We start from the raw sequence: 17,373 nt of genomic DNA on the forward strand, positions 1-17,373 counted from the left end.
GGATGATCAGTGCTCGGCGAGTTCGGCGAGCGCGTCGGCCTGCGCGCGCTGCAGTTCGCGGTTGCCTTTGGTGGCCAGGTCGAGCAGTTCATTGAGTTCGGCGCGCGAGAACGGGCGGTGTTCGGCGGTGCCTTGGATCTCGATGAAGTCGCCCGATCCGGTCATCGCCACGTTCATGTCGGTCATGGCCTGGCTGTCTTCGATGTACGGCAGGTCGAGCATGGGCGTGCCGTTGATCACGCCGACCGAGACGGCGGAGACGCTGTCTTTGAGCACGCGCTCCACGCTGCGGATCTTGCGCTGGCTTTTCGCCCAGTGCAGCGCGTCGACGAGCGCCACGTAGGCGCCGGTGATCGACGCGGTGCGCGTGCCGCCGTCGGCCTGCAGCACGTCGCAGTCGAGCTGGATCTGATTTTCGCCCAGGGCCTTCATGTCGACTACGCCGCGCAGGCAGCGGCCGATGAGGCGGCTGATCTCGTGCGTGCGGCCGCCGACCTTGCCGCGCACGGATTCGCGGTCGGTGCGTTCAGCGGTGGCGCGCGGCAGCATCGAATACTCCGCGGTCACCCAGCCGAGGCCGCTGTCCTTGCGCCAGCGCGGCACGCCGGAGGTGAACGTGGCGGTGCACATGACGCGCGTGTTGCCGCATTCGATGAGCACGGAGCCTTCGGGCACGTCGGTGAAGCTGCGGGTGATCTTCACGGGGCGCAGTTCGTCGACGGCGCGGCCGTCAGGGCGAATGATCGTCTGGGCTTCGAGCATGTCTTTGATTTCCACGGTGTTGGGTGTCCTCTCATGGTGCGCGCACGGCGGCGCACCGGTTGTGTTGCTCTTTGCAGGATAGTACGTGCGCGCCGGTTCAGCGCATGGCTACTTCGTGAGCGTGTGTTCGGGAAGCGCGCGGTCGACGAGGCACACCACCGCGCCGCTCGCCAGGAACGCGGCGAGCACTTTGAGACACGCGATGCCGAACTGCGCCCAGCCCACGGCCGGCAGGTTGAGGAAGTCGTACGGGTAGGGGCTGCCTCCGGCGCCAGGGCCGGCGTGCGGCCACCACCACGCGCGCACAAGCACGAACGTCAGGTAGAGCGGCGGGTAGATGAGCCACAGCAATGGATACGACGCCTTGAGGCGCCGGTGTTCGTCGAACAGCAGAAAATCGAGCACCACCATGGCGGGCACAATGCGGTGCAGCATCGTGTTGGTCATGATGCCCATGATCTGCGGCACAGTGCGCGGGTCGTCGGGCGGCAGCATCGTGAACGCCACAAGCGCCACCACGATCGCATAGGTGGTGGCCGCGCCTTTGAGCCACGCCGGCGGCTGCACACCGTGTACAAGGCTCGCCGCGGCCGCCCACAGCATGACGAAGCCGACGAGCGCGCCGGTCTGGAACGTGAAATACACCCAACGGTTCGGCTGGGTCCACGCTTCCGACGTGCCCATCACGCACAGCGCCACGATCGCCAGGCGCCAGATTCCCGCAACAAAACGCATGGCCCCAGTTTAGCGTGCAGTCCTGCACCACCCGCGCGCCGCCACCCCTCGACCCGCCCGCAGCGCATTGCCGCTCGCGGCGACTACGCTAAGAGCAACGCTGCACACAGCCCAACAAAAGGAGCCACCCATGCCCACACCAGCCAACCAGACCGCCGACCTGAGCCGTTCGATCAGCGGGCCGATCAATCCGTCGATGATGACCGACATGTATGAGTACACGATGCTCGACGCCACGCTGCGCGACGGCACCGCCAATCGCGACTGCGTGTTCGAGGTCTTCACGCGCCATCTGCCCGAGGGCCGCCGCTACGGCGTGGTCGCCGGCATCGGGCGCCTGCTCGACGAGCTCGAGGCGTTCCATCCGAGCGAAGCGGACCTGCGGTTCCTGTCCGACCGCCACATCGTGGACAAAGAGACGATCGCCTGGCTTGAGAACTACCATTTCAACGGCACGATCCGCGGCTACCGCGAAGGCGAGGCGTACTTCCCCAATTCGCCGATTCTGCAGGTCGAAGGCACGTTCGGCGAGTGCACGCTGCTCGAAACGCTGATCCTGTCGATCCTCAACTACGATTCCGCGGTGGCCGCCGCGGCCTCGCGCATGACCTCGGCCGCGAAGAACCGCCCGTGCATGGACATGGGCGGCCGGCGCACCAACGAGTGGGCGGCCGTGGCGGCGGCGCGCGCGTCGATCGTCGGCGGGTTCAAGGGCACGGCGAATCTGCTCGCCGCGCAGCTGTACGGCCTGACCGCGATCGGCACGGCCGCGCACTGCTTCACCCTCGTGCACGACAGCGAGCGCGCCGCGTTCGAATCGCAGATCGCCGCGCTCGGCAAGAACACGACACTGCTCGTCGACACGTACAACATCGAGGAGGCCGTGCGTACGGCAGTGGAAGTGGCCGGACCGGAGCTCGGCGGTGTGCGCATCGACTCGGGCGACCTGGCGGCGCTCGCCCAGCGCGTACGCAACCAGCTCGACGCGCTCGGCGCGGTCAACACGAAGATCACGGTGACGAACGACCTCGACGAATACGCGATCGCCGCGCTGCAGACCGCGCCGGTCGATTCGTACGGCGTCGGCACGCAGCTCGTCACCGGTTCGGGCGCCCCCACGTGCGCGATGGTCTACAAGCTGACCGAGCGCATGGGCGCACACGGCGTGATGGAGCCGGTGGCGAAGAAGTCGAAGGACAAAGCCACCGTGCCGGGGCGCAAGCTCGCGTTCCGCTCGTACGAATACTCGCTCGCGAGCTGCGAGCATGTGATCGCGGGCAGTGCGCAGGCGCTCGCCGATTTCGCGCCGGGAGAAGGGTGGAAGAACCTGCTCGTAGACTATGTGGACCACGGGCAGATCGACGACCAGTGGCGCGGGCATGACGCGATCATCAACGCGCGCGACTACCACGCGCAGTCGCTGAGCGAACTGCCGATCACCGCGCAGTCGCTCATGCGCGGCGACCCGGTGATCCCCACCGAGACGACCGTGCTGCCGCAGTGACGCGCGGCCTGCACAACCCGTACACAACCCATTGAGGATGAAGTGACGATGCTCGAACCGACCCATGTCTATACACCCGACCCCACGCGCTACGCGTCGATGGACTACATGCGCTGCGGCACGAGCGGCCTGCGCCTGCCGCAGGTGGCGCTCGGCCTGTGGCACAACTTCGGCGACCTGACGCCGATGGGCCAGATGCAGCAGGTGGTGTTCACCGCCTTCGACAATGGCATCACCTATTTCGACCTGGCCAACAACTACGGCCCCGAACCAGGCGCGGCGGAACGCAACTTCGGGCAGATCCTGCGCCGGCACCTGCGCGCGCACCGCGACGAGCTCGTGATCGCCACCAAGGCCGGGTTCGAGATGTGGGAGGGTCCGTACGGCGCCGGCGGCAGCCGCAAATACCTGCTGGCGAGCCTCGACCAGTCGCTCGCGCGGCTCGGGCTGGACTATGTGGACGTGTTCTACCACCACTGCATGGACCCGGAGACGCCGCTCGAGGAGTCGATGGGCGCGCTCGCCGCGGCCGTCACGTCGGGCCGTGCGCTCTACGCGGGACTGTCGAACTACGACGGCCCGACGCTCGAACGCGCCACGCAGCTGCTCGACGCGATGCACGTGCCGTTCATCGTGAACCAGAACCGCTACAACATGTTCGACCGCACAATCGAACGCAACGGGTTGAAAGAAGCCACGCGCAAACTCGGCAAGGGGCTCGTCACGTTCTCGCCGCTCGACCAGGGCCTGCTGTCGGACCGCTACCTGCACGGCATCCCCGCCGACAGCCGCATCGCACACGACGGCCGGTTCCTGCACCAGGCCCAGCTCGACGAGAAGATCGGGCAGATCCGCGCGCTCAACGGCCTGGCCCAGGCGCGCGGCCAGTCACTCGCGCAGATGGCGCTCGCCTGGCTGCTGCACGACGAGGCGGTCACGACGGTGCTCGTGGGCGCCTCGAAACCGGAGCAGGTCCTCGACGACCTGACCGCGATCGACAACACCGACTTCACGCAAGAGGAACTGCAGCGCATCAACGAGATCACCGGCGCATGAAAACACCACTGCCCGTAGCGGGAGAGACTGCTACGGGCAGTGGTGTATGCAAGGCGTGCGCAGTGTGCTGCGGGCACGGCGGGGTTAGAACCCACCGCCGCCGGCGCCATACTCCTCGAAGATGCGCTTGCACTCCGGGCACACCGGGTAGTTCTTCGGGTCGTGCTTCGGCACCCACACCTTGCCGCACAGCGCCACGACCGGCCGGCCGGTCAGGCGCGATTCGGCAATGCGCTCGCGCGAGACGTAATGCGCGAAACGGTCGCCTTCGCCATCGTTGCTGCGCTGCTCCTGCTCCTCTTCGACCGGGCGTTCGAGCACCGCGGTGCTACCGCCCGAATCGGGCGCGAACAGCGGATCGTCATCAAGGCCATCCATCCATGCACTCATCGATCTCTCCGTTTCTGTATGTGCGCACGGTGCGCGCCAACCGCGCGGCCCGTGCAAAAGCCTGCCATGTGCCCTCCATTGTGGCACGCATGGCCGGCATCTGCGCGCGCGTAGGGCACCAAGAGCGAAAAAACGGGCGAAACGCCCCGGTTCAGGCGCGCCGCACAGTACTCTAGTGCGTATGACTATTGCAGTATGCCCCGGTTCCTATGACCCTGTGACAATCGGCCATCTCGACGTGATCCAACGATGCGCGCGCCTGTTCACCGAAGTGCATGTGGTCGTGGCGATCAATGCGGCGAAGACGCCGCTGTTCACCGAAGACGAACGCGTGGATATCATCCGCCATGCGCTCGCCGACATGCAGTGCCACAACGTGGTCGTCAGCTCCACCGAAGGTCTGATCACCGACTACTGCACCAAGGTCGGCGCGCCGGTGATTGTCAAGGGCCTGCGCCAGAACGGCGATTACGAGGCTGAACTGGGCATGGCGCTCGTGAACCGCAAGCTCGCCGGCATCGAAACGATGTTCCTGCCCGCCGCGCCAGCCCTCGAGCACATCTCAAGCTCGGTCGTCAAAGACGTGGCGCGCCACGGCGGCGATGTGACCGGCATGGTGCCCGACTACGTGATCCCCATGCTGTACACCGCGCTGCACGCCGAACGGCCGGCCACAGCGGCACAGCGGTAAACCGAGGCCACAGAGAGGCAAGAAGGAGCACACCCATGACGGACATGACCGATCCACACCCCGAGCCGGACGCCCAGACCGCCGGCGCCGAACCCGCGGCTCCCGCGCCACGCCGGCGATTCTCGATGGACGACCTGCCCGACCTGCGCGAGAACCACGCCGATGACGGCGGTGCCACACCGGCGCGCGAACAGGCGGAGTTCACCACCGTATACGACGCGATCGACGCGATGGAACGCATGCTCGACGAAGCGAAAGGCTCGATCTTCTCGCCCACGGCCGTCAAGATCGACCGCGACGACTTCCTCGAACAGCTGCAGTCGCTCAAATCGATGCTCCCTGTGCAGCTCGAGCGCGCGTCCGCACTCATGCGCGAAGCCGAGCGCCGGCTCGCCGACGCGCAAAGCCAGGCGAACGTGATCATCACGTCCGCGCAGAGCCGCGCCGCCGACATGGTGCGCGATGCGAACGACCAGGTGCGCTTCATGGCGAGCCAGGAAAACGTGACACAGCTGGCGCGCGAAAAGGCGCGCTCGATGCTCGACAAGGCGCAGAGCAAATCCGACCACCTGACACAGGGCGCCGACCGCTACTGCATCGGCGTGATGAACGACCTCGAAGAACAGCTGCACAAGCTGGAGCGCGACGTGCAGGCGGGGCTCAAGGTGCTCGAAGACCGACAGCAGAAGGCCGCCGAGCAGCTGCCGCGGCTCGACGAGGACGACTACCCGAACGAATAGCCGGCGGCGTGGAATACCACGCGCGCGCAGGCGATTGAACCAAGCAGCAGACTGGGCCCGCATGGCCCGGCACGAGGAAATGGAGAGAGCAGTCACATGGCACGAGTCACATACACGGATTGGACGATTCCCGTGGCGCAGATCGGTTCGCGCGCAGGGCAGTCGATGGAGATCGACAAGGCGTTCCCCGCGCCGGGCGGCATCGGCGACACGATCGTCGGCGTCACCGAAGGCAGCGACGTGCAGGTGCGCGGGCGGTTCGACTCGATCGTGGACGGGCTGATCTTCACCGGCAGCTTCACCGCGCCGGTGCACGCCGTGTGCACGCGCTGCGACACGCCGCTCGACCGCGACTGGACGGCGCAGGCGACCGCGTTCTTCCCCTTCGAGGAGCAGCCGGACGACGGCAAAGACAAGGACGAGGAAGTGGAGATCTTCGCCGGTGAAGACGAGGCGGAGGACGTGTACCCGCTGATCGACCGCGGCGCGTTCGCCGACATCGAAGCGCTGATCCGCGACACCTTCGTCGACGCGCTGCCGCTGCAGCCATTGTGCCGCCCGGATTGCAAGGGCCTGTGCCCGCAGTGCGGCGTGGACCTCAACGAGCACCCCGAGCACGAGCACAAGATGGCCGACATGCGGTTCGCCGGTCTGGCCGCGCTCAAGGAGCAGCTCGAGGCGGAAGAGCAGGGCGACGCCTGAGTTGTACCGCAGCTGTGTTAACATGCTGAACGCTTAAGCTCATATTGTTCGAACGAAACAGAGGATACGACTATGGCACTGCCAAAGTACAAGATGTCGCGCGCCAACACGCGCACGCGTCGCTCCACCTGGAAGGCCAAGGCCGCCCAGACGATCAGCTGCCCGAACTGCGGCGCTCCGACCCTGGCCCACATGGCCTGCCCGACCTGCGGTTCCTACCGCGGCCGCGTCTACCGCGAGGCCATCCGCGCCACGCATTCGCGCTGAATCCAGGCGGTTCACTGACGCTCAACGCCCTGCCATCGACGGGTGGCAGGGCGTTTTTTCTATGCATCGGCGCGCCCGGCGCCCCGTTACGGCACCGAGTAGTATGCCAACTATGAGTTCACATTCCGTTCGGGTAAGCACAGACACCACATCACCTTCCAGCGAACTGCTCGCCGCGCTCGGCACCACGTTGCAGCCGGACCTGCTCGTGGAGGCGCTCACGCACCGCTCGTTCTCGCACGAGCACCCCGGCGTCAAGAACTACGAGCGGCTCGAGTTCCTCGGCGACGCCGTGCTCGAGCTCGTCACCACAGAGACGCTGTTCTCACGCCACCCCGACATGACCGAAGGCCAGCTCGCCAAGATCCGCGCCAAGGCCGTCTCCGAAGAGGAACTGAGCGCCATCGCACGCGACAAACTGCACGTGAGCCCCTACATCCTGCTCGGCCACGGCGAGCGCGAACAGGGCGGCGCCGAGAAAAGCTCGATCCTGTGCGACATCGTCGAGTCGCTCATCGGAGCCACGTTCGTGGAACACGGCATCGACGAGGCGCGCAAGGTCGTGCATCACCTGATCGACGACACGCTCGCCGAAGTCGCGAGCGAGGGCCCGGCGCTCGATTGGAAGACGTCGCTCACCGTGAAGGCGCATCAGATGGGCCTCGGCGAGCCGCGGTACCAGATGTCGGTGGCCGGCCCCGAATATGCGCCGGTGTTCACGGCGCGCGCCATGCTCGGCGATTCGATCGAGATCATCGGCACCGGCACCGGCACGAGCAAGCGCAAGGCGCAGCTCGCCGCCGCCGAAGAGGGGTGGAAGAAGCTCGACGCGCGCGGCAAGTAGCGGCGTGAGCCATCTGCGACGCGCGCCGACGGGTGTGGCGCGCGCGTCCATATCTCGATTCAGCATTCGGTCACCGCTCCCCACGCACCGCGTGCGTCCAGTAGTATGGCTGCAATCGTGGGGCCAGCCCCAGCCGTACTATCAATGAGAGGGAAAGCAGTGTCACCTACACCCCTGCAGGCGTTCCGCGGCGTGAACAAATCCGCCGCAGATCAGCACAAGCGCACCATCGCCGACGGAGAGAAGATGACCGGCGCGCAAGCGCTGGTACGCTCGCTGGAGGACCTGGGAGTCAAAGACGTGTTCGGCATCCCGGGAGGCGCAATCCTGCCCGTATATCACGCGATCAACGACCAGACCGGGTTCCGGTTCATCCTCGCGCGCCATGAGCAGGCCGCGGGACATGCCGCCGAAGGCTACGCCGTGGCCACGGGTGAGGTGGGCGTGTGCATCGTCACGTCCGGGCCCGGCGCCACGAACATCATCACGGCGATCGCCGACGCGAACATGGATTCGATCCCGATGGTGGTGATCACCGGCCAGGTGGGCGTCGACTCGATCGGCACCGACGCGTTCCAGGAGGCCGACATCGTGGGCGCCACCTACCCGGTGGCCAAGCATTCGTACCTCGTCACCAATGCGCAGGACGTGCCGCGCGTGCTCGCCGAAGCGCATTACATCGCGCGCTCCGGCCGCCCCGGCCCCGTCGTCGTCGACCTGACGAAGACTGCGCAGAACGGCGAGATGTATTATTCGTGGCCGCAGCGCATGATCCTGCCCGGCTATAACCCGGTGACCGAAGCGCACGGCCACGTGCTTGCCGACGCCGCGCGCATGTTCCAGCGCTCGTTCCGCCCCGTGCTGTATGTGGGCGGCGGCGCCGTGCGTTCCGACGCCGGCAATGAGATCAAGGCGCTGAGCGACCTGACCGGCGCGCCGATTGTGACGACGCTGCCCGCGCGCGGCATCGTGCCCGACGACGACCCGGCGGTGCTCGGCATGCTCGGCATGCACGGCACGATCGCGGCGACCGGCGCCGTGCAGCGCTCCGACCTGCTCGTGGCGATCGGCGCGCGCTTCGACGACCGCGTGACCGGCAAGCTCGAGGCCTTCGCCCCGGGCGCGCGCGTGATCCACATCGACATCGACCCGGCGGAGATCGGCAAGAACCGCGTGGCGGACGTGCCGATCGTGGGCGATGTGAAAACCGTGCTGCAGGCATTGATCCCGCAGATCGAGCAGCTGCACAAGGAGTACGGCAAGCCGGATCTGACGACATGGTGGAAGTTGCTCGACAAGTGGGTGGAGCAGTATCCGGTGGCGTACGAGGAGCCGACGGACGGTACGCTCGCCCCGCAGTGGGTCGTGCAGCAGCTTTCGGCCGAGGCGGACCCGAACACGATCTGGGTCTCGGGCGTGGGCCAGCACCAGATGTGGGCCACGCAGCTCATCGAGTTCCACCACCCGCACCAGTGGATCTCGTCGGGCGGCCTGGGCACGATGGGCTTCGGTCTGCCCGCCGCGATCGGCGCCGAAATCGGCTCGCAGCAGTATTTCGACGGCAAGAAGCCGGTGTGGCTCATCGACGGCGACGGTTCGTTCCAGATGACGAGCGAAGAACTCGCCACCGCGTTCATGGAAGGCACGCCGATCAAGATCGCGCTGCTCAACAACTCCGTGTACGGCATGGTGCGCCAATGGCAGACGCTCTTCTACGAGAAGCACTATTCGGCCACGATCCTCCATGAGGAGGAGAAGACCGGGCTCGTGGGCGTGCCGGACTTCGTCAAGCTCGCCGAAGCCTACGGCTGCGTGGGGCTGCGCGCGCGCACGAAGGAAGAGGCCATCGAGTGCATCCGCAAGGCGAACGAAATTAACGACCGGCCGGTACTCATCGACTTCCACGTGTGGAAAGACGCGATGGTGTGGCCGATGATCGCCGCCGGCGACGCCAACGACAACGTGACCTACATGCCGGGCATCAAGCCGCTGCTCAACCCGCAGGGCAACGTGAGCCTGCAAGACGAGCCGGACACCACCGAGGAAAACAACTGAAAGGGGCGCCGCAGATGACATCCTATCCTGCATCCAAGCCGGGTTCCCAGCGTCACACGCTGTCGGTGCTCGTGGAAAACCGACCGGGCGTGCTCGCGCGCATCGCCGGGCTGTTCGCACGCCGCGCGTTCAACATCAATTCGCTTTCGGTCTCACCGACCGAACGCCCCGACATCTCGCGCGTCACCGTGACCGCCGACGTGGAGGACGTGCCGCTCGAGCAGATCATCAAGCAGCTCAACAAACTGCTCCATGTGCTCAAGATCGTCGACCTTGACCCCACGACGACCGTGGAGCGCGAACTCGTGCTGATCAAGGTGGCCGCCGACGAGTCGAACCGCTCCGACGTGCTCGAGATCGTGCGCCTGTTCCGCGTGCGCGTGGTGGATGTGAACCCCGAATCGCTCACGATCGAGGCGACCGGCGCGGGCGGCAAGATCGACGCGCTGCTCGGACTGCTCGAGCATTACGGCATCATCGAGCTCGTGCGCTCGGGCGCCGTCGCGATGACCCGCGGCCCGCGCGCGCTGAGCGAGAAGGTGGTCGGGTCCGAAATCACCGGCCGCTGAACGCAGGAACGCCGTGCACCGTGCGCGGGGCATCCGCCCCATGCACGGTGCACGGCGTTCCTGCATATCGGGAGCCCAGGTTCGCAGCGGCCTGTACACCACCACATCGTTGTGTTTTCGCCGTTTTGGTCACTGTTTTCGCCATTATCGTCAGGAATCCGGCTCAAAAGTGACGATAACAGCGAAAACAGTGACCAAAACGGCGAATCCAGTGACGCAAACGGCGAAATGCGGCTGGGTAGTAGGCGGCCGCCGCCTCGTCCGGGCAGATGGCACAATAGTGGCTATGAGCAAACCGGAAGTTCTGATCCTTCAGCATGCCGCATGGGAAAAACCAGGGCGCATCCTCACCGACCTCGAAGAGATCGACCTGCCCACGCAGACGCTGAACATCACCACACACAAAAAACCGGACATGCCGGACTTCGACGAAGTGGCCGGCGTGGTGCTGATGGGCGGCCCGATGGGCGCGACCGACTTCGACGACTACCCCGGGCTCAAAGCTGAAGCCAAACTCGTGCGCGCCGCCGTGAGCGTGGGCAAACCCGTGCTCGGCGTGTGCCTGGGCCACCAGATCATCGCCACGGCATTGGGGGCCAAACTCAAGCGCAACGGCACGCCAGAAATCGGCGTGATGCCGATCAAACGCATGGAGCGCCACGACTACTTCTCCATGTGGAGCAAACAACTCGACGTGCTGCACTGGCACACCGACGCCGTCACCCTGCCCGAAGGCGCGCAACTGCTCGCCCGGTCCGCCGAGACCAAAATGCAGGCGTTCCGTTTCGGGTCGGCCCTCGGCATGCAGTTCCATCTCGAAGTCACGCCGCAGCTGCTCGAGGAGTGGCTCGACGAACCCGCCATGGTCAAGCAGCTCAAAGCGTCGGGCGGGTCCAAATCCCAACTGCGCGACGCCTACGCCGCGATCTACGGCCAGCTGCAGCCGCTCGCCGAGCAGGTGTTCTCCGGGTTCGCCGCGCGCTGCAACACCTACGCGCGCTCGCTGATGAACTAGCCGGCGCGCAGCTCCAGCACAGTGATTTACCGCGGTCTCATTACAGTGGAACACTATGCCGACTTATGACCTGGGACTTGAGCATGTATCGCTCGCATTCGCCACAAAAACCGTGTTCACCGACGTCACGCAAGGCGTGTTCGAAGGCGACCGCATTGGCATCGTGGGCCGCAACGGCGACGGCAAATCCACGCTGCTCAAGCTGCTCGACGGCACACAGGAGCCCGATTCCGGGCGTGTGACGCGCCGCAACGGCCTGACCTTCGGCATGCTCACGCAGCGCGATGCGCTCGACGACAATGCGACACTGCGCGAAGCCGCGCTCGAAGGGCGCGAAGACTACGAATGGGCGTCGCAGCAGCAGTCGCGTGAGATCGTGGAGGCGCTGCTGGGCGGCATGAACCTCGACGCGAAAATCGGCTCGCTCTCCGGTGGGCAGCGGCGCCGCGCCGACTTGGCGCGCCTGCTGCTCAAGGACTGGGACATCCTGGCGCTCGACGAGCCCACGAATCATCTGGATGTGATCACCATTCACTGGCTCGCCGAACACCTCAAGAACCGGTGGAGCCGCGGCACCGGTGCACTGCTGCTCGTGACGCACGACCGCTGGTTCCTTGACGAAGTGTGCGAATCGATGTGGGAAGTGCACGACGGGCAGATCGAACCGTTCGAAGGCGGCTACAGCGCCTACATGCTGCAGCGTGTGGAGCGTGACCGGCAGGCCGACGTGCGCGAGACCAAGCGCCGCAACTTGGCGCGCAAGGAGCTCGCGTGGCTCTCGCGCGGAGCGCGCGCACGGTCCACAAAGCAGAAATTCCACGTCAAGGCGGCCACCGAACTCATCGCGGATGTGCCGCCGATGCGCAACACGTTGGAACTCAAGCAGATGGCCACCGCGCGCCTGGGCAAGCAGGTCGTGGATCTGGTCGACGTGACGCAGGTCTACGACCGCGAGCAGGGCGCGTATGCCGACATCGACCCCGATGCGGCGGCGCTCGCGGCGAGCGCGCGGTCGGCGAGCACCGTGGACGTGGTGGAGCCGATGGTGCAGGAACCGCAAGTGTTCGGCAGCGTCACAATCGCCGTCGACGACGCCGACGACCCGCGGCTCGCGTCCGCATTCGGTGCGCGCGCGGGCGAGGTCGCCGCCGAGCACGGGCTGACGCCCCACGAGCCGGCGGGCGAGATCAACGCGTTGCGCGGCACGCGCGGCGATGCGGACGCTGAGGAGACGAGTGCGGCCGTGGAGATCACGGTGAGCGGGCGCAAGATCCTCGACGACGTGACGTGGCTCATCGGACCGGGCGACCGCTTTGGCATCGTCGGCGCGAACGGCGCGGGCAAATCGACGCTGCTCAAGATCCTCGACGGCACGCTCACGCCCACGGCCGGGCGCGTGAACATCGGCAAGACCGTGCGCTTCGCCGTGCTCTCGCAGCGGCTCGACGAGCTGGAGAAGCTCGGCAAATACAAGGTCAAGGAAGTGCTGAGCCGGTACAAACCCAGCTACATCGTGGACGGCAAAGAGGTGACGCCGGGCCAGCTCATGGAGCGGCTCGGGTTTGAGGCGGCGCAGCTCATGACGCCGATCCGCGACCTTTCGGGCGGTCAGAAGCGCCGCATGCAGCTGCTGCTGATTTTGCTCGACGAGCCGAACGTGCTGATCATGGACGAGCCGGGCAACGATCTGGACACCGACATGCTGGCCGTGATGGAGGACCTGCTCGACACATGGCCGGGCACGCTGATCGTGGTGAGCCACGACCGCTATCTGCTCGAGCGTGTGACCGACGAGCAGTTCGCGCTCATCGGCGGCAAGGTGCGCCACCTGCCGGGCGGCGTGCAGGACTACCTCGACATGGTGGAGCAACTCAAGCGCGGCGAGGACCCGCTGGGGCTGAAGGGCGCCGCGGACGCCCCGGTGACCGGAGGTGACTCCCCCGCCAATGGCGGCGGTTCAGCCGACGCCGCGTCTGCTGGCACCACCACCGAACCGGAAGCGCCGAAGCTCAGCGGCAAGGCCTACGCCGACGCCTCGCGGCGCGTATCGGCGATCGAACGCAAGCTCGAGAAAATCGCAACGCAGAAAGAGCAGCTCGAAGCGCAGATGGCGGCCCACGACCCGAGCGACTACGCCGGCCTCAACGAGCTCAACGGGCAATTGCAGGCGCTCGCGGCGGAATCGGACGGTCTCGAAGCCGAATGGCTCGACCTTTCCGAGCAAATGGGCCAGTAGCGGCCGCACTCGTCTAGTTGTCTACGTACGCTCGAACCATGACCGAGCATACCCACGAAGCAGGCAATTCCAGCACTTTCACGGATTCGCAGTTCGCCGAGACACTTCAGGCCGGCAACGAGGGCGTCGCGAATGCGGCCGTCGACCTCAAGCTCTACGACACGGCGACGCATGGGGTCTCGCGGTTCGAGCCCATCCAGCCGGGCAAGGTGGGCATGTACGTGTGCGGCGCCACCGTGCAAAGCTCGCCGCACATCGGGCACATCCGCGCCGGCGTGGCGTTCGACATCATCCGCCGTTGGTTCCTCAGGCTCGGCTACCGCGTCACGTTCATCCGCAATGTGACCGACATCGACGACAAGATCCTCGACAAAGCCGCGGCGGCCGGGCAGCGCTGGTGGGCGCGCGCCTACCACTACGAGCGCGAATTCACCGGGGCATACGAGCAGCTGGGCGTGCTGCCGCCGACGTATGAGCCGCGCGCCACCGGGCACATCATGGACATGATCCACCTGATCGAGCGCATCATCGACAACGGCCATGCCTACGTGGTGCGTGACGAGCACGGCGAGCTCACCGGCGATGTCTACTTCGACGTGGCGTCGTGGCCGCACTACGGCGAGCTCACGCACCAGAAGCAGACCACCGAGGTCGACGAGGCGGCGGCCGTGGCCGACCGCATGGGGCCATCGGTGGACGCCACCGGCGAAGACAAGTACAATCCGGTCGATCCGGCCGACCTTTCCGAAGACAAGCGCGACCCGCGCGACTTCGCGCTGTGGAAGCGCCCGAAGGCCACCGACCCGGCCGACGCGCGCTGGAAGACGCCGTTCGGCACCGGCCGCCCCGGCTGGCACATCGAATGCTCGGCGATGAGCTACCGCTACCTCGACGGCATGTTCGACATCCACGGCGGCGGCCTCGACCTGCGCTTCCCGCACCACGAAAACGAGATGGCGCAGACGCGCGCGGCCGGTTACCGCACGGCGAACCGCTGGATGCACTCGGCGTGGGTCACCGCGAAGGGCGAGAAGATGAGCAAGTCCTTGGGCAACGGACTCTCGGTGCCTGTCGTGCTCAAGGAGCATTCGGCGTGGGTCGTGCGTTACGCGCTCGGCTCGGTGCAGTACCGGTCGATGCTCGAGTGGTCCGATCAGACGCTCGCCGAGGCGCAGGCCGCCTACGACCGCATCACGAACTTCATCGAGCACGCCGCCGAGGCGCTCGGCGAGCAGCCGTCGCGCGAGGAAATCACCGGTGTTTCCGCCGACGACCTGCCGGTGGATTTTGTGGCCGCGATGAATGACGACATCAATGTTTCACGTGCAACAGCCGCGATCTTCACGCAGGTGCGCGCCGGCAACACGCAGCTCACCGAGCTCGTGGACGACGCCGAAAGCGACAAGCGCGCAGCCCTGCGCACCACGCTTGTCAATGTGCGCGCGATGCTCGACACACTCGGCCTCGATCCGCTCGCCGAGCCGTGGGTCAGCGGCGGCGACGAAGCGGGCGGCGCCTCGGCGGCACAGGACGCGCTCGCGCGCCTCATCGACGCACAGCTCGAGGCGCGCGCCGCGGCCCGCAAGGCGAAGGATTTCGCGGCCGCCGACAAGATCCGCGACGACCTTGCGGCCCTCGGCATCACAATCGAAGACGGCCCCAACGGCTCGACTTGGTCCCTCGACTGACCTAGCTACAGTTCCGCCGTATCCCAGCCGTCGGCGCGCGGGATGCGGCGGATGCGCGCACTGCACAGCACCATCACGGTGGACAGTGCAAGCGTCGCCAAGAACACCGCAATGGTGCTGCGGAAGCCGAGCACAGGCAGCAGTGCGCCAGCGCTCACGCTGGAGAATGCCGCGAGTGCCTGCGCAGGCACGGTGAGCGAAACGGCGATTCTGCCCTGCATCGACGTTGGCGCCTTGGCATACACGAAGCCGAGCAGTAGCGCGTCGATGATCGGGAACGGCAGACCCATCACCGCATTCGCAACGAACACAAGCGCATACGACGCGCCACGCGATGCGCCAGGCCCATACGCGAACAGCATCGGCGCCACGCACACGCACAGGAACACAAAACTGACGCAGATGCAACCGCCGACTGGCACGCGGTCGCTCAACCGTGCCGCGGCGAACGCGCCGACGAGCATCGTCGCGGCGATGCCGCTGACGCCATAATTGAGCACCGCCGCCGCAATCATGACCGTCACGAGCAGCGGTTTGCGCAGCGACCACGACCATCCACCCACAAAGTCGCCGAAGAACGACGGCCGCGCGGTGGGCGCATGCGGCGCGCGGCCGCACCGGAAAGCGCATACAGGCACGCCGTCACGAGGAACGGCAGCCAAGGCGCGACGCCGCAGAGGAATCCGCCGACGGGATTGCCGGCGATGCTGATTGTCGCGTCTCGCCCACGGTTGAGACTGAGCGCTTTCGAGTAGTCGCGCACGCCGATGATAGAGCGGAGCATCGCATCGGTCGCACTACCAAGAAAGCCGCTGACCGCAGAACCAAGCGTGGCAATCACGAGCAGCAGCGGGTAGGTGAGCATGCGCGCCGCGAACAGCGCCGCCACACTCCCCCCATGTGCACACACCGACCGCCGCGTTGATGACGATCAGTGTGCGGCGCTCATGGCGGTCGACGCACGCGCCGCCGAACACGCTCGCCACCTGCTGCGCGATGAGCGCGGCAGTGCCGAGCCAGCCTGCGGCGGCCGTCGACCCGGAGACCGCGTATCCGGCAAGGCTCACGGCGAGCGCACGCAGCGACCCACCCGCGGCGGATGCCGTGTCCGCGGTGAACCAAGCGGCGTAATTCGGCGCGCGCCAGAACGAGCGGCGCGCGGCGGACGTCTCGGTCACGGCACCCATCGGAACACCTGCTGCACCACGGCGACCGGTTCGACGGCGGTCTCCTTGTCTGCGGCGGCGCCAGTGCCACGTTCGGCAGCCGCCCTGCGGGCGTCGCTCAACTGCTCCCATTTATGCATCACCACGTTGAGGTCTTCCACCATCGTGCGCGTCTCCTCCGCGGTGAGCCGCAGCACGCGGTCGTTCGCACCGCACGTCTGCGCCCACTCCTGCGGCAGCGTGGGCAGCACGTCGAGGAACCGCTCATACGCCATTTGATAGGTGAGCGCCGCCGTGCGGCTGAATGCGTCGATGACGTCTGCGTCCGCACTGTCTGGCTGTACATTTGTCGCGTGATGGCAGGATTTCCAGTAGCTTTTGCGTTTGTCTCCATCGGGCGACGCCGCTTTTTCGACAAGCCCGACTTTCGCGAGCTGCGCAAGGTGGTAACTCACCGCGCCCGGCGCCTCACCGGTGGCAGCGCTGAGCTCCCCGACCGTCCGCACGCCACCGACCCGCAGTGCGCCGAGCAGCCGCATGCGGGCTGGATGCGCCATGCACTTGAGCGCCTCCTCCGACTCCGCAGGCGCCGGACCGTCATCCACTTTCATTCGCTGTTCCGTCATCGCTTCTCCTTTCACACAACCTGTTATACAAAATATTTGTACAAATGATTTGTGCTTCAAGAAAGTACCCAGATGGGACTGCAAAGCCCCCCCGCTACGGGCAGTGCCTCCTGAGCTACGGGTAGTGCATATTTATCGACTTACAACAAGTTTTGGGCCATTTTCCACTACCCGTAGCAGGCGAAGCACTACCCGTAGCAGAGAACGAGCCGGCTGTGGATGGCATGGCGTGTGCGGCCAGCATCCGACGCAGAAGCCCTACAGCGCACTGCCATAGCCGTCGATGGCTACCGGCTAGCAACGCACAGCCATAATGCTCGACGGAGA

19 protein-coding genes are annotated in these 17,373 nt (G+C 66.1%); 13 read left to right on the top strand and 6 right to left on the bottom strand.

Going from position 1 to position 17,373, the window contains the following annotated elements; genetic code table 11:
• Positions 1-6: 6 nt before the first annotated feature.
• On the bottom strand, positions 7-762 hold the full coding sequence (gene rph / locus BPSG_RS01855) for a ribonuclease PH (protein ID WP_033502234.1): 756 nt from the start codon (positions 760-762) through the stop codon (positions 7-9).
• Positions 763-870: 108 nt separating this feature from the next.
• A complete protein-coding gene (locus BPSG_RS01860; RefSeq protein ID WP_026643734.1) occupies positions 871-1,497 on the bottom strand; it encodes a Pr6Pr family membrane protein in 627 nt (208 codons plus the stop codon).
• Between the two features lie 130 nt (positions 1,498-1,627).
• Between BPSG_RS01860 and BPSG_RS01865 the strand changes: the two genes are divergently transcribed.
• Together BPSG_RS01865 and BPSG_RS01870 are read left to right on the top strand one after the other, a co-directional pair.
• Positions 1,628-3,001: a nicotinate phosphoribosyltransferase gene (locus BPSG_RS01865; protein ID WP_051592032.1), complete on the top strand. Its 1,374-nt coding sequence runs from the start codon at positions 1,628-1,630 to the stop codon at positions 2,999-3,001.
• 48 nt (positions 3,002-3,049) lie between these two features.
• Positions 3,050-4,057 (top strand): aldo/keto reductase, encoded by a 1,008-nt coding sequence (locus BPSG_RS01870; protein WP_026643736.1) that lies wholly within the window; start codon positions 3,050-3,052, stop codon positions 4,055-4,057.
• Positions 4,058-4,141: 84 nt separating this feature from the next.
• On the opposite strand, the gene BPSG_RS01875 is transcribed toward BPSG_RS01870, so the two are convergent.
• Complete coding sequence (locus BPSG_RS01875) at positions 4,142-4,447, bottom strand: DUF3039 domain-containing protein (protein WP_026643737.1); 306 nt, start codon at positions 4,445-4,447, stop codon at positions 4,142-4,144.
• 181 nt (positions 4,448-4,628) lie between these two features.
• On the opposite strand from BPSG_RS01875, the gene coaD reads away from it, so the two are divergent.
• The 10 genes from coaD (at position 4,629) to cysS (ending at position 15,254) form a co-directional block, all read left to right on the top strand.
• Entirely contained in the window at positions 4,629-5,138 is a 510-nt protein-coding gene (gene coaD / locus BPSG_RS01880) for a pantetheine-phosphate adenylyltransferase (RefSeq protein ID WP_022858331.1), read from the top strand.
• A gap of 35 nt (positions 5,139-5,173) precedes the next feature.
• Positions 5,174-5,878 (top strand): ATP synthase subunit B family protein, encoded by a 705-nt coding sequence (locus BPSG_RS01885; protein ID WP_371836397.1) that lies wholly within the window; start codon positions 5,174-5,176, stop codon positions 5,876-5,878.
• Positions 5,879-5,974: 96 nt separating this feature from the next.
• Complete coding sequence (locus tag BPSG_RS01890; protein ID WP_026643738.1) at positions 5,975-6,580, top strand: YceD family protein; 606 nt, start codon at positions 5,975-5,977, stop codon at positions 6,578-6,580.
• A 72-nt stretch (positions 6,581-6,652) separates the two neighbouring features.
• Positions 6,653-6,847: a 50S ribosomal protein L32 gene (gene rpmF, locus BPSG_RS01895; RefSeq protein ID WP_022858328.1), complete on the top strand. Its 195-nt coding sequence runs from the start codon at positions 6,653-6,655 to the stop codon at positions 6,845-6,847.
• 112 nt (positions 6,848-6,959) lie between these two features.
• Positions 6,960-7,691 carry a ribonuclease III gene (gene rnc, locus BPSG_RS01900; protein ID WP_022858327.1) on the top strand — a complete coding sequence of 244 codons (732 nt, stop codon included), beginning with the start codon at positions 6,960-6,962 and terminating at the stop codon, positions 7,689-7,691.
• Between the two features lie 144 nt (positions 7,692-7,835).
• Positions 7,836-9,746: an acetolactate synthase large subunit gene (locus BPSG_RS01905; RefSeq protein WP_051592033.1), complete on the top strand. Its 1,911-nt coding sequence runs from the start codon at positions 7,836-7,838 to the stop codon at positions 9,744-9,746.
• A 14-nt stretch (positions 9,747-9,760) separates the two neighbouring features.
• Complete coding sequence (gene ilvN / locus BPSG_RS01910; RefSeq protein WP_026643739.1) at positions 9,761-10,315, top strand: acetolactate synthase small subunit; 555 nt, start codon at positions 9,761-9,763, stop codon at positions 10,313-10,315.
• Positions 10,316-10,601: 286 nt separating this feature from the next.
• Positions 10,602-11,330 (top strand): type 1 glutamine amidotransferase, encoded by a 729-nt coding sequence (locus tag BPSG_RS01915; RefSeq protein ID WP_026643740.1) that lies wholly within the window; start codon positions 10,602-10,604, stop codon positions 11,328-11,330.
• A 55-nt stretch (positions 11,331-11,385) separates the two neighbouring features.
• On the top strand, positions 11,386-13,566 hold the full coding sequence (locus BPSG_RS08960) for an ABC-F family ATP-binding cassette domain-containing protein (protein ID WP_026643741.1): 2,181 nt from the start codon (positions 11,386-11,388) through the stop codon (positions 13,564-13,566).
• Between the two features lie 38 nt (positions 13,567-13,604).
• Positions 13,605-15,254 carry a cysteine--tRNA ligase gene (cysS, locus tag BPSG_RS01925; protein ID WP_026643742.1) on the top strand — a complete coding sequence of 550 codons (1,650 nt, stop codon included), beginning with the start codon at positions 13,605-13,607 and terminating at the stop codon, positions 15,252-15,254.
• A 5-nt stretch (positions 15,255-15,259) separates the two neighbouring features.
• Here cysS and BPSG_RS08795 read toward each other — a convergent pair whose 3' ends face one another.
• Complete coding sequence (locus BPSG_RS08795) at positions 15,260-15,817, bottom strand: hypothetical protein (protein WP_238548923.1); 558 nt, start codon at positions 15,815-15,817, stop codon at positions 15,260-15,262.
• Positions 15,775-16,143, bottom strand: a complete 369-nt coding sequence (locus BPSG_RS08800; RefSeq protein WP_225531679.1) for an MFS transporter — start codon at positions 16,141-16,143, stop codon at positions 15,775-15,777. Before BPSG_RS08800 ends, BPSG_RS08795 begins: the two co-directional genes overlap by 43 nt.
• 11 nt (positions 16,144-16,154) lie before the next feature.
• On the opposite strand from BPSG_RS08800, the gene BPSG_RS08805 reads away from it, so the two are divergent.
• Positions 16,155-16,385, top strand: coding sequence for a hypothetical protein (locus BPSG_RS08805; RefSeq protein ID WP_225531680.1), 231 nt, complete (start codon positions 16,155-16,157; stop codon positions 16,383-16,385).
• 43 nt (positions 16,386-16,428) lie between these two features.
• On the opposite strand, the gene BPSG_RS01935 is transcribed toward BPSG_RS08805, so the two are convergent.
• A complete protein-coding gene (locus tag BPSG_RS01935) occupies positions 16,429-17,046 on the bottom strand; it encodes an ArsR/SmtB family transcription factor (protein ID WP_051592034.1) in 618 nt (205 codons plus the stop codon).
• Positions 17,047-17,373: the final 327 nt, after the last annotated feature.

It is taken from the genome of Bifidobacterium pseudolongum subsp. globosum (assembly GCF_000741295.1).
GTDB classification, from domain to species: Bacteria; Actinomycetota; Actinomycetes; order Actinomycetales; family Bifidobacteriaceae; genus Bifidobacterium; species Bifidobacterium globosum.

Bases quoted from the DNA above. Each gene is read 5' to 3' on its own strand.
- BPSG_RS01890 (WP_026643738.1), top strand. From the start codon at position 5,975: ATGGCACGAGTCACATACACGGATTGGACGATTCCCGTGGCGCAGATC.
- BPSG_RS01865 (WP_051592032.1), top strand. From the start codon at position 1,628: ATGCCCACACCAGCCAACCAGACCGCCGACCTGAGCCGTTCGATCAGC.
- coaD (WP_022858331.1), top strand. From the start codon at position 4,629: ATGACTATTGCAGTATGCCCCGGTTCCTATGACCCTGTGACAATCGGC.
- rph (WP_033502234.1), bottom strand. From the start codon at position 762: ATGCTCGAAGCCCAGACGATCATTCGCCCTGACGGCCGCGCCGTCGAC.
- ilvN (WP_026643739.1), top strand. From the start codon at position 9,761: ATGACATCCTATCCTGCATCCAAGCCGGGTTCCCAGCGTCACACGCTG.
- rnc (WP_022858327.1), top strand. From the start codon at position 6,960: ATGAGTTCACATTCCGTTCGGGTAAGCACAGACACCACATCACCTTCC.
- BPSG_RS01915 (WP_026643740.1), top strand. From the start codon at position 10,602: ATGAGCAAACCGGAAGTTCTGATCCTTCAGCATGCCGCATGGGAAAAA.
- BPSG_RS01875 (WP_026643737.1), bottom strand. From the start codon at position 4,447: ATGAGTGCATGGATGGATGGCCTTGATGACGATCCGCTGTTCGCGCCC.
- BPSG_RS01885 (WP_371836397.1), top strand. From the start codon at position 5,174: ATGACGGACATGACCGATCCACACCCCGAGCCGGACGCCCAGACCGCC.
- rpmF (WP_022858328.1), top strand. From the start codon at position 6,653: ATGGCACTGCCAAAGTACAAGATGTCGCGCGCCAACACGCGCACGCGT.
- BPSG_RS01860 (WP_026643734.1), bottom strand. From the start codon at position 1,497: ATGCGTTTTGTTGCGGGAATCTGGCGCCTGGCGATCGTGGCGCTGTGC.
- BPSG_RS01905 (WP_051592033.1), top strand. From the start codon at position 7,836: ATGAGAGGGAAAGCAGTGTCACCTACACCCCTGCAGGCGTTCCGCGGC.
- BPSG_RS01935 (WP_051592034.1), bottom strand. From the start codon at position 17,046: ATGACGGAACAGCGAATGAAAGTGGATGACGGTCCGGCGCCTGCGGAG.
- BPSG_RS01870 (WP_026643736.1), top strand. From the start codon at position 3,050: ATGCTCGAACCGACCCATGTCTATACACCCGACCCCACGCGCTACGCG.
- cysS (WP_026643742.1), top strand. From the start codon at position 13,605: ATGACCGAGCATACCCACGAAGCAGGCAATTCCAGCACTTTCACGGAT.
- BPSG_RS08960 (WP_026643741.1), top strand. From the start codon at position 11,386: ATGCCGACTTATGACCTGGGACTTGAGCATGTATCGCTCGCATTCGCC.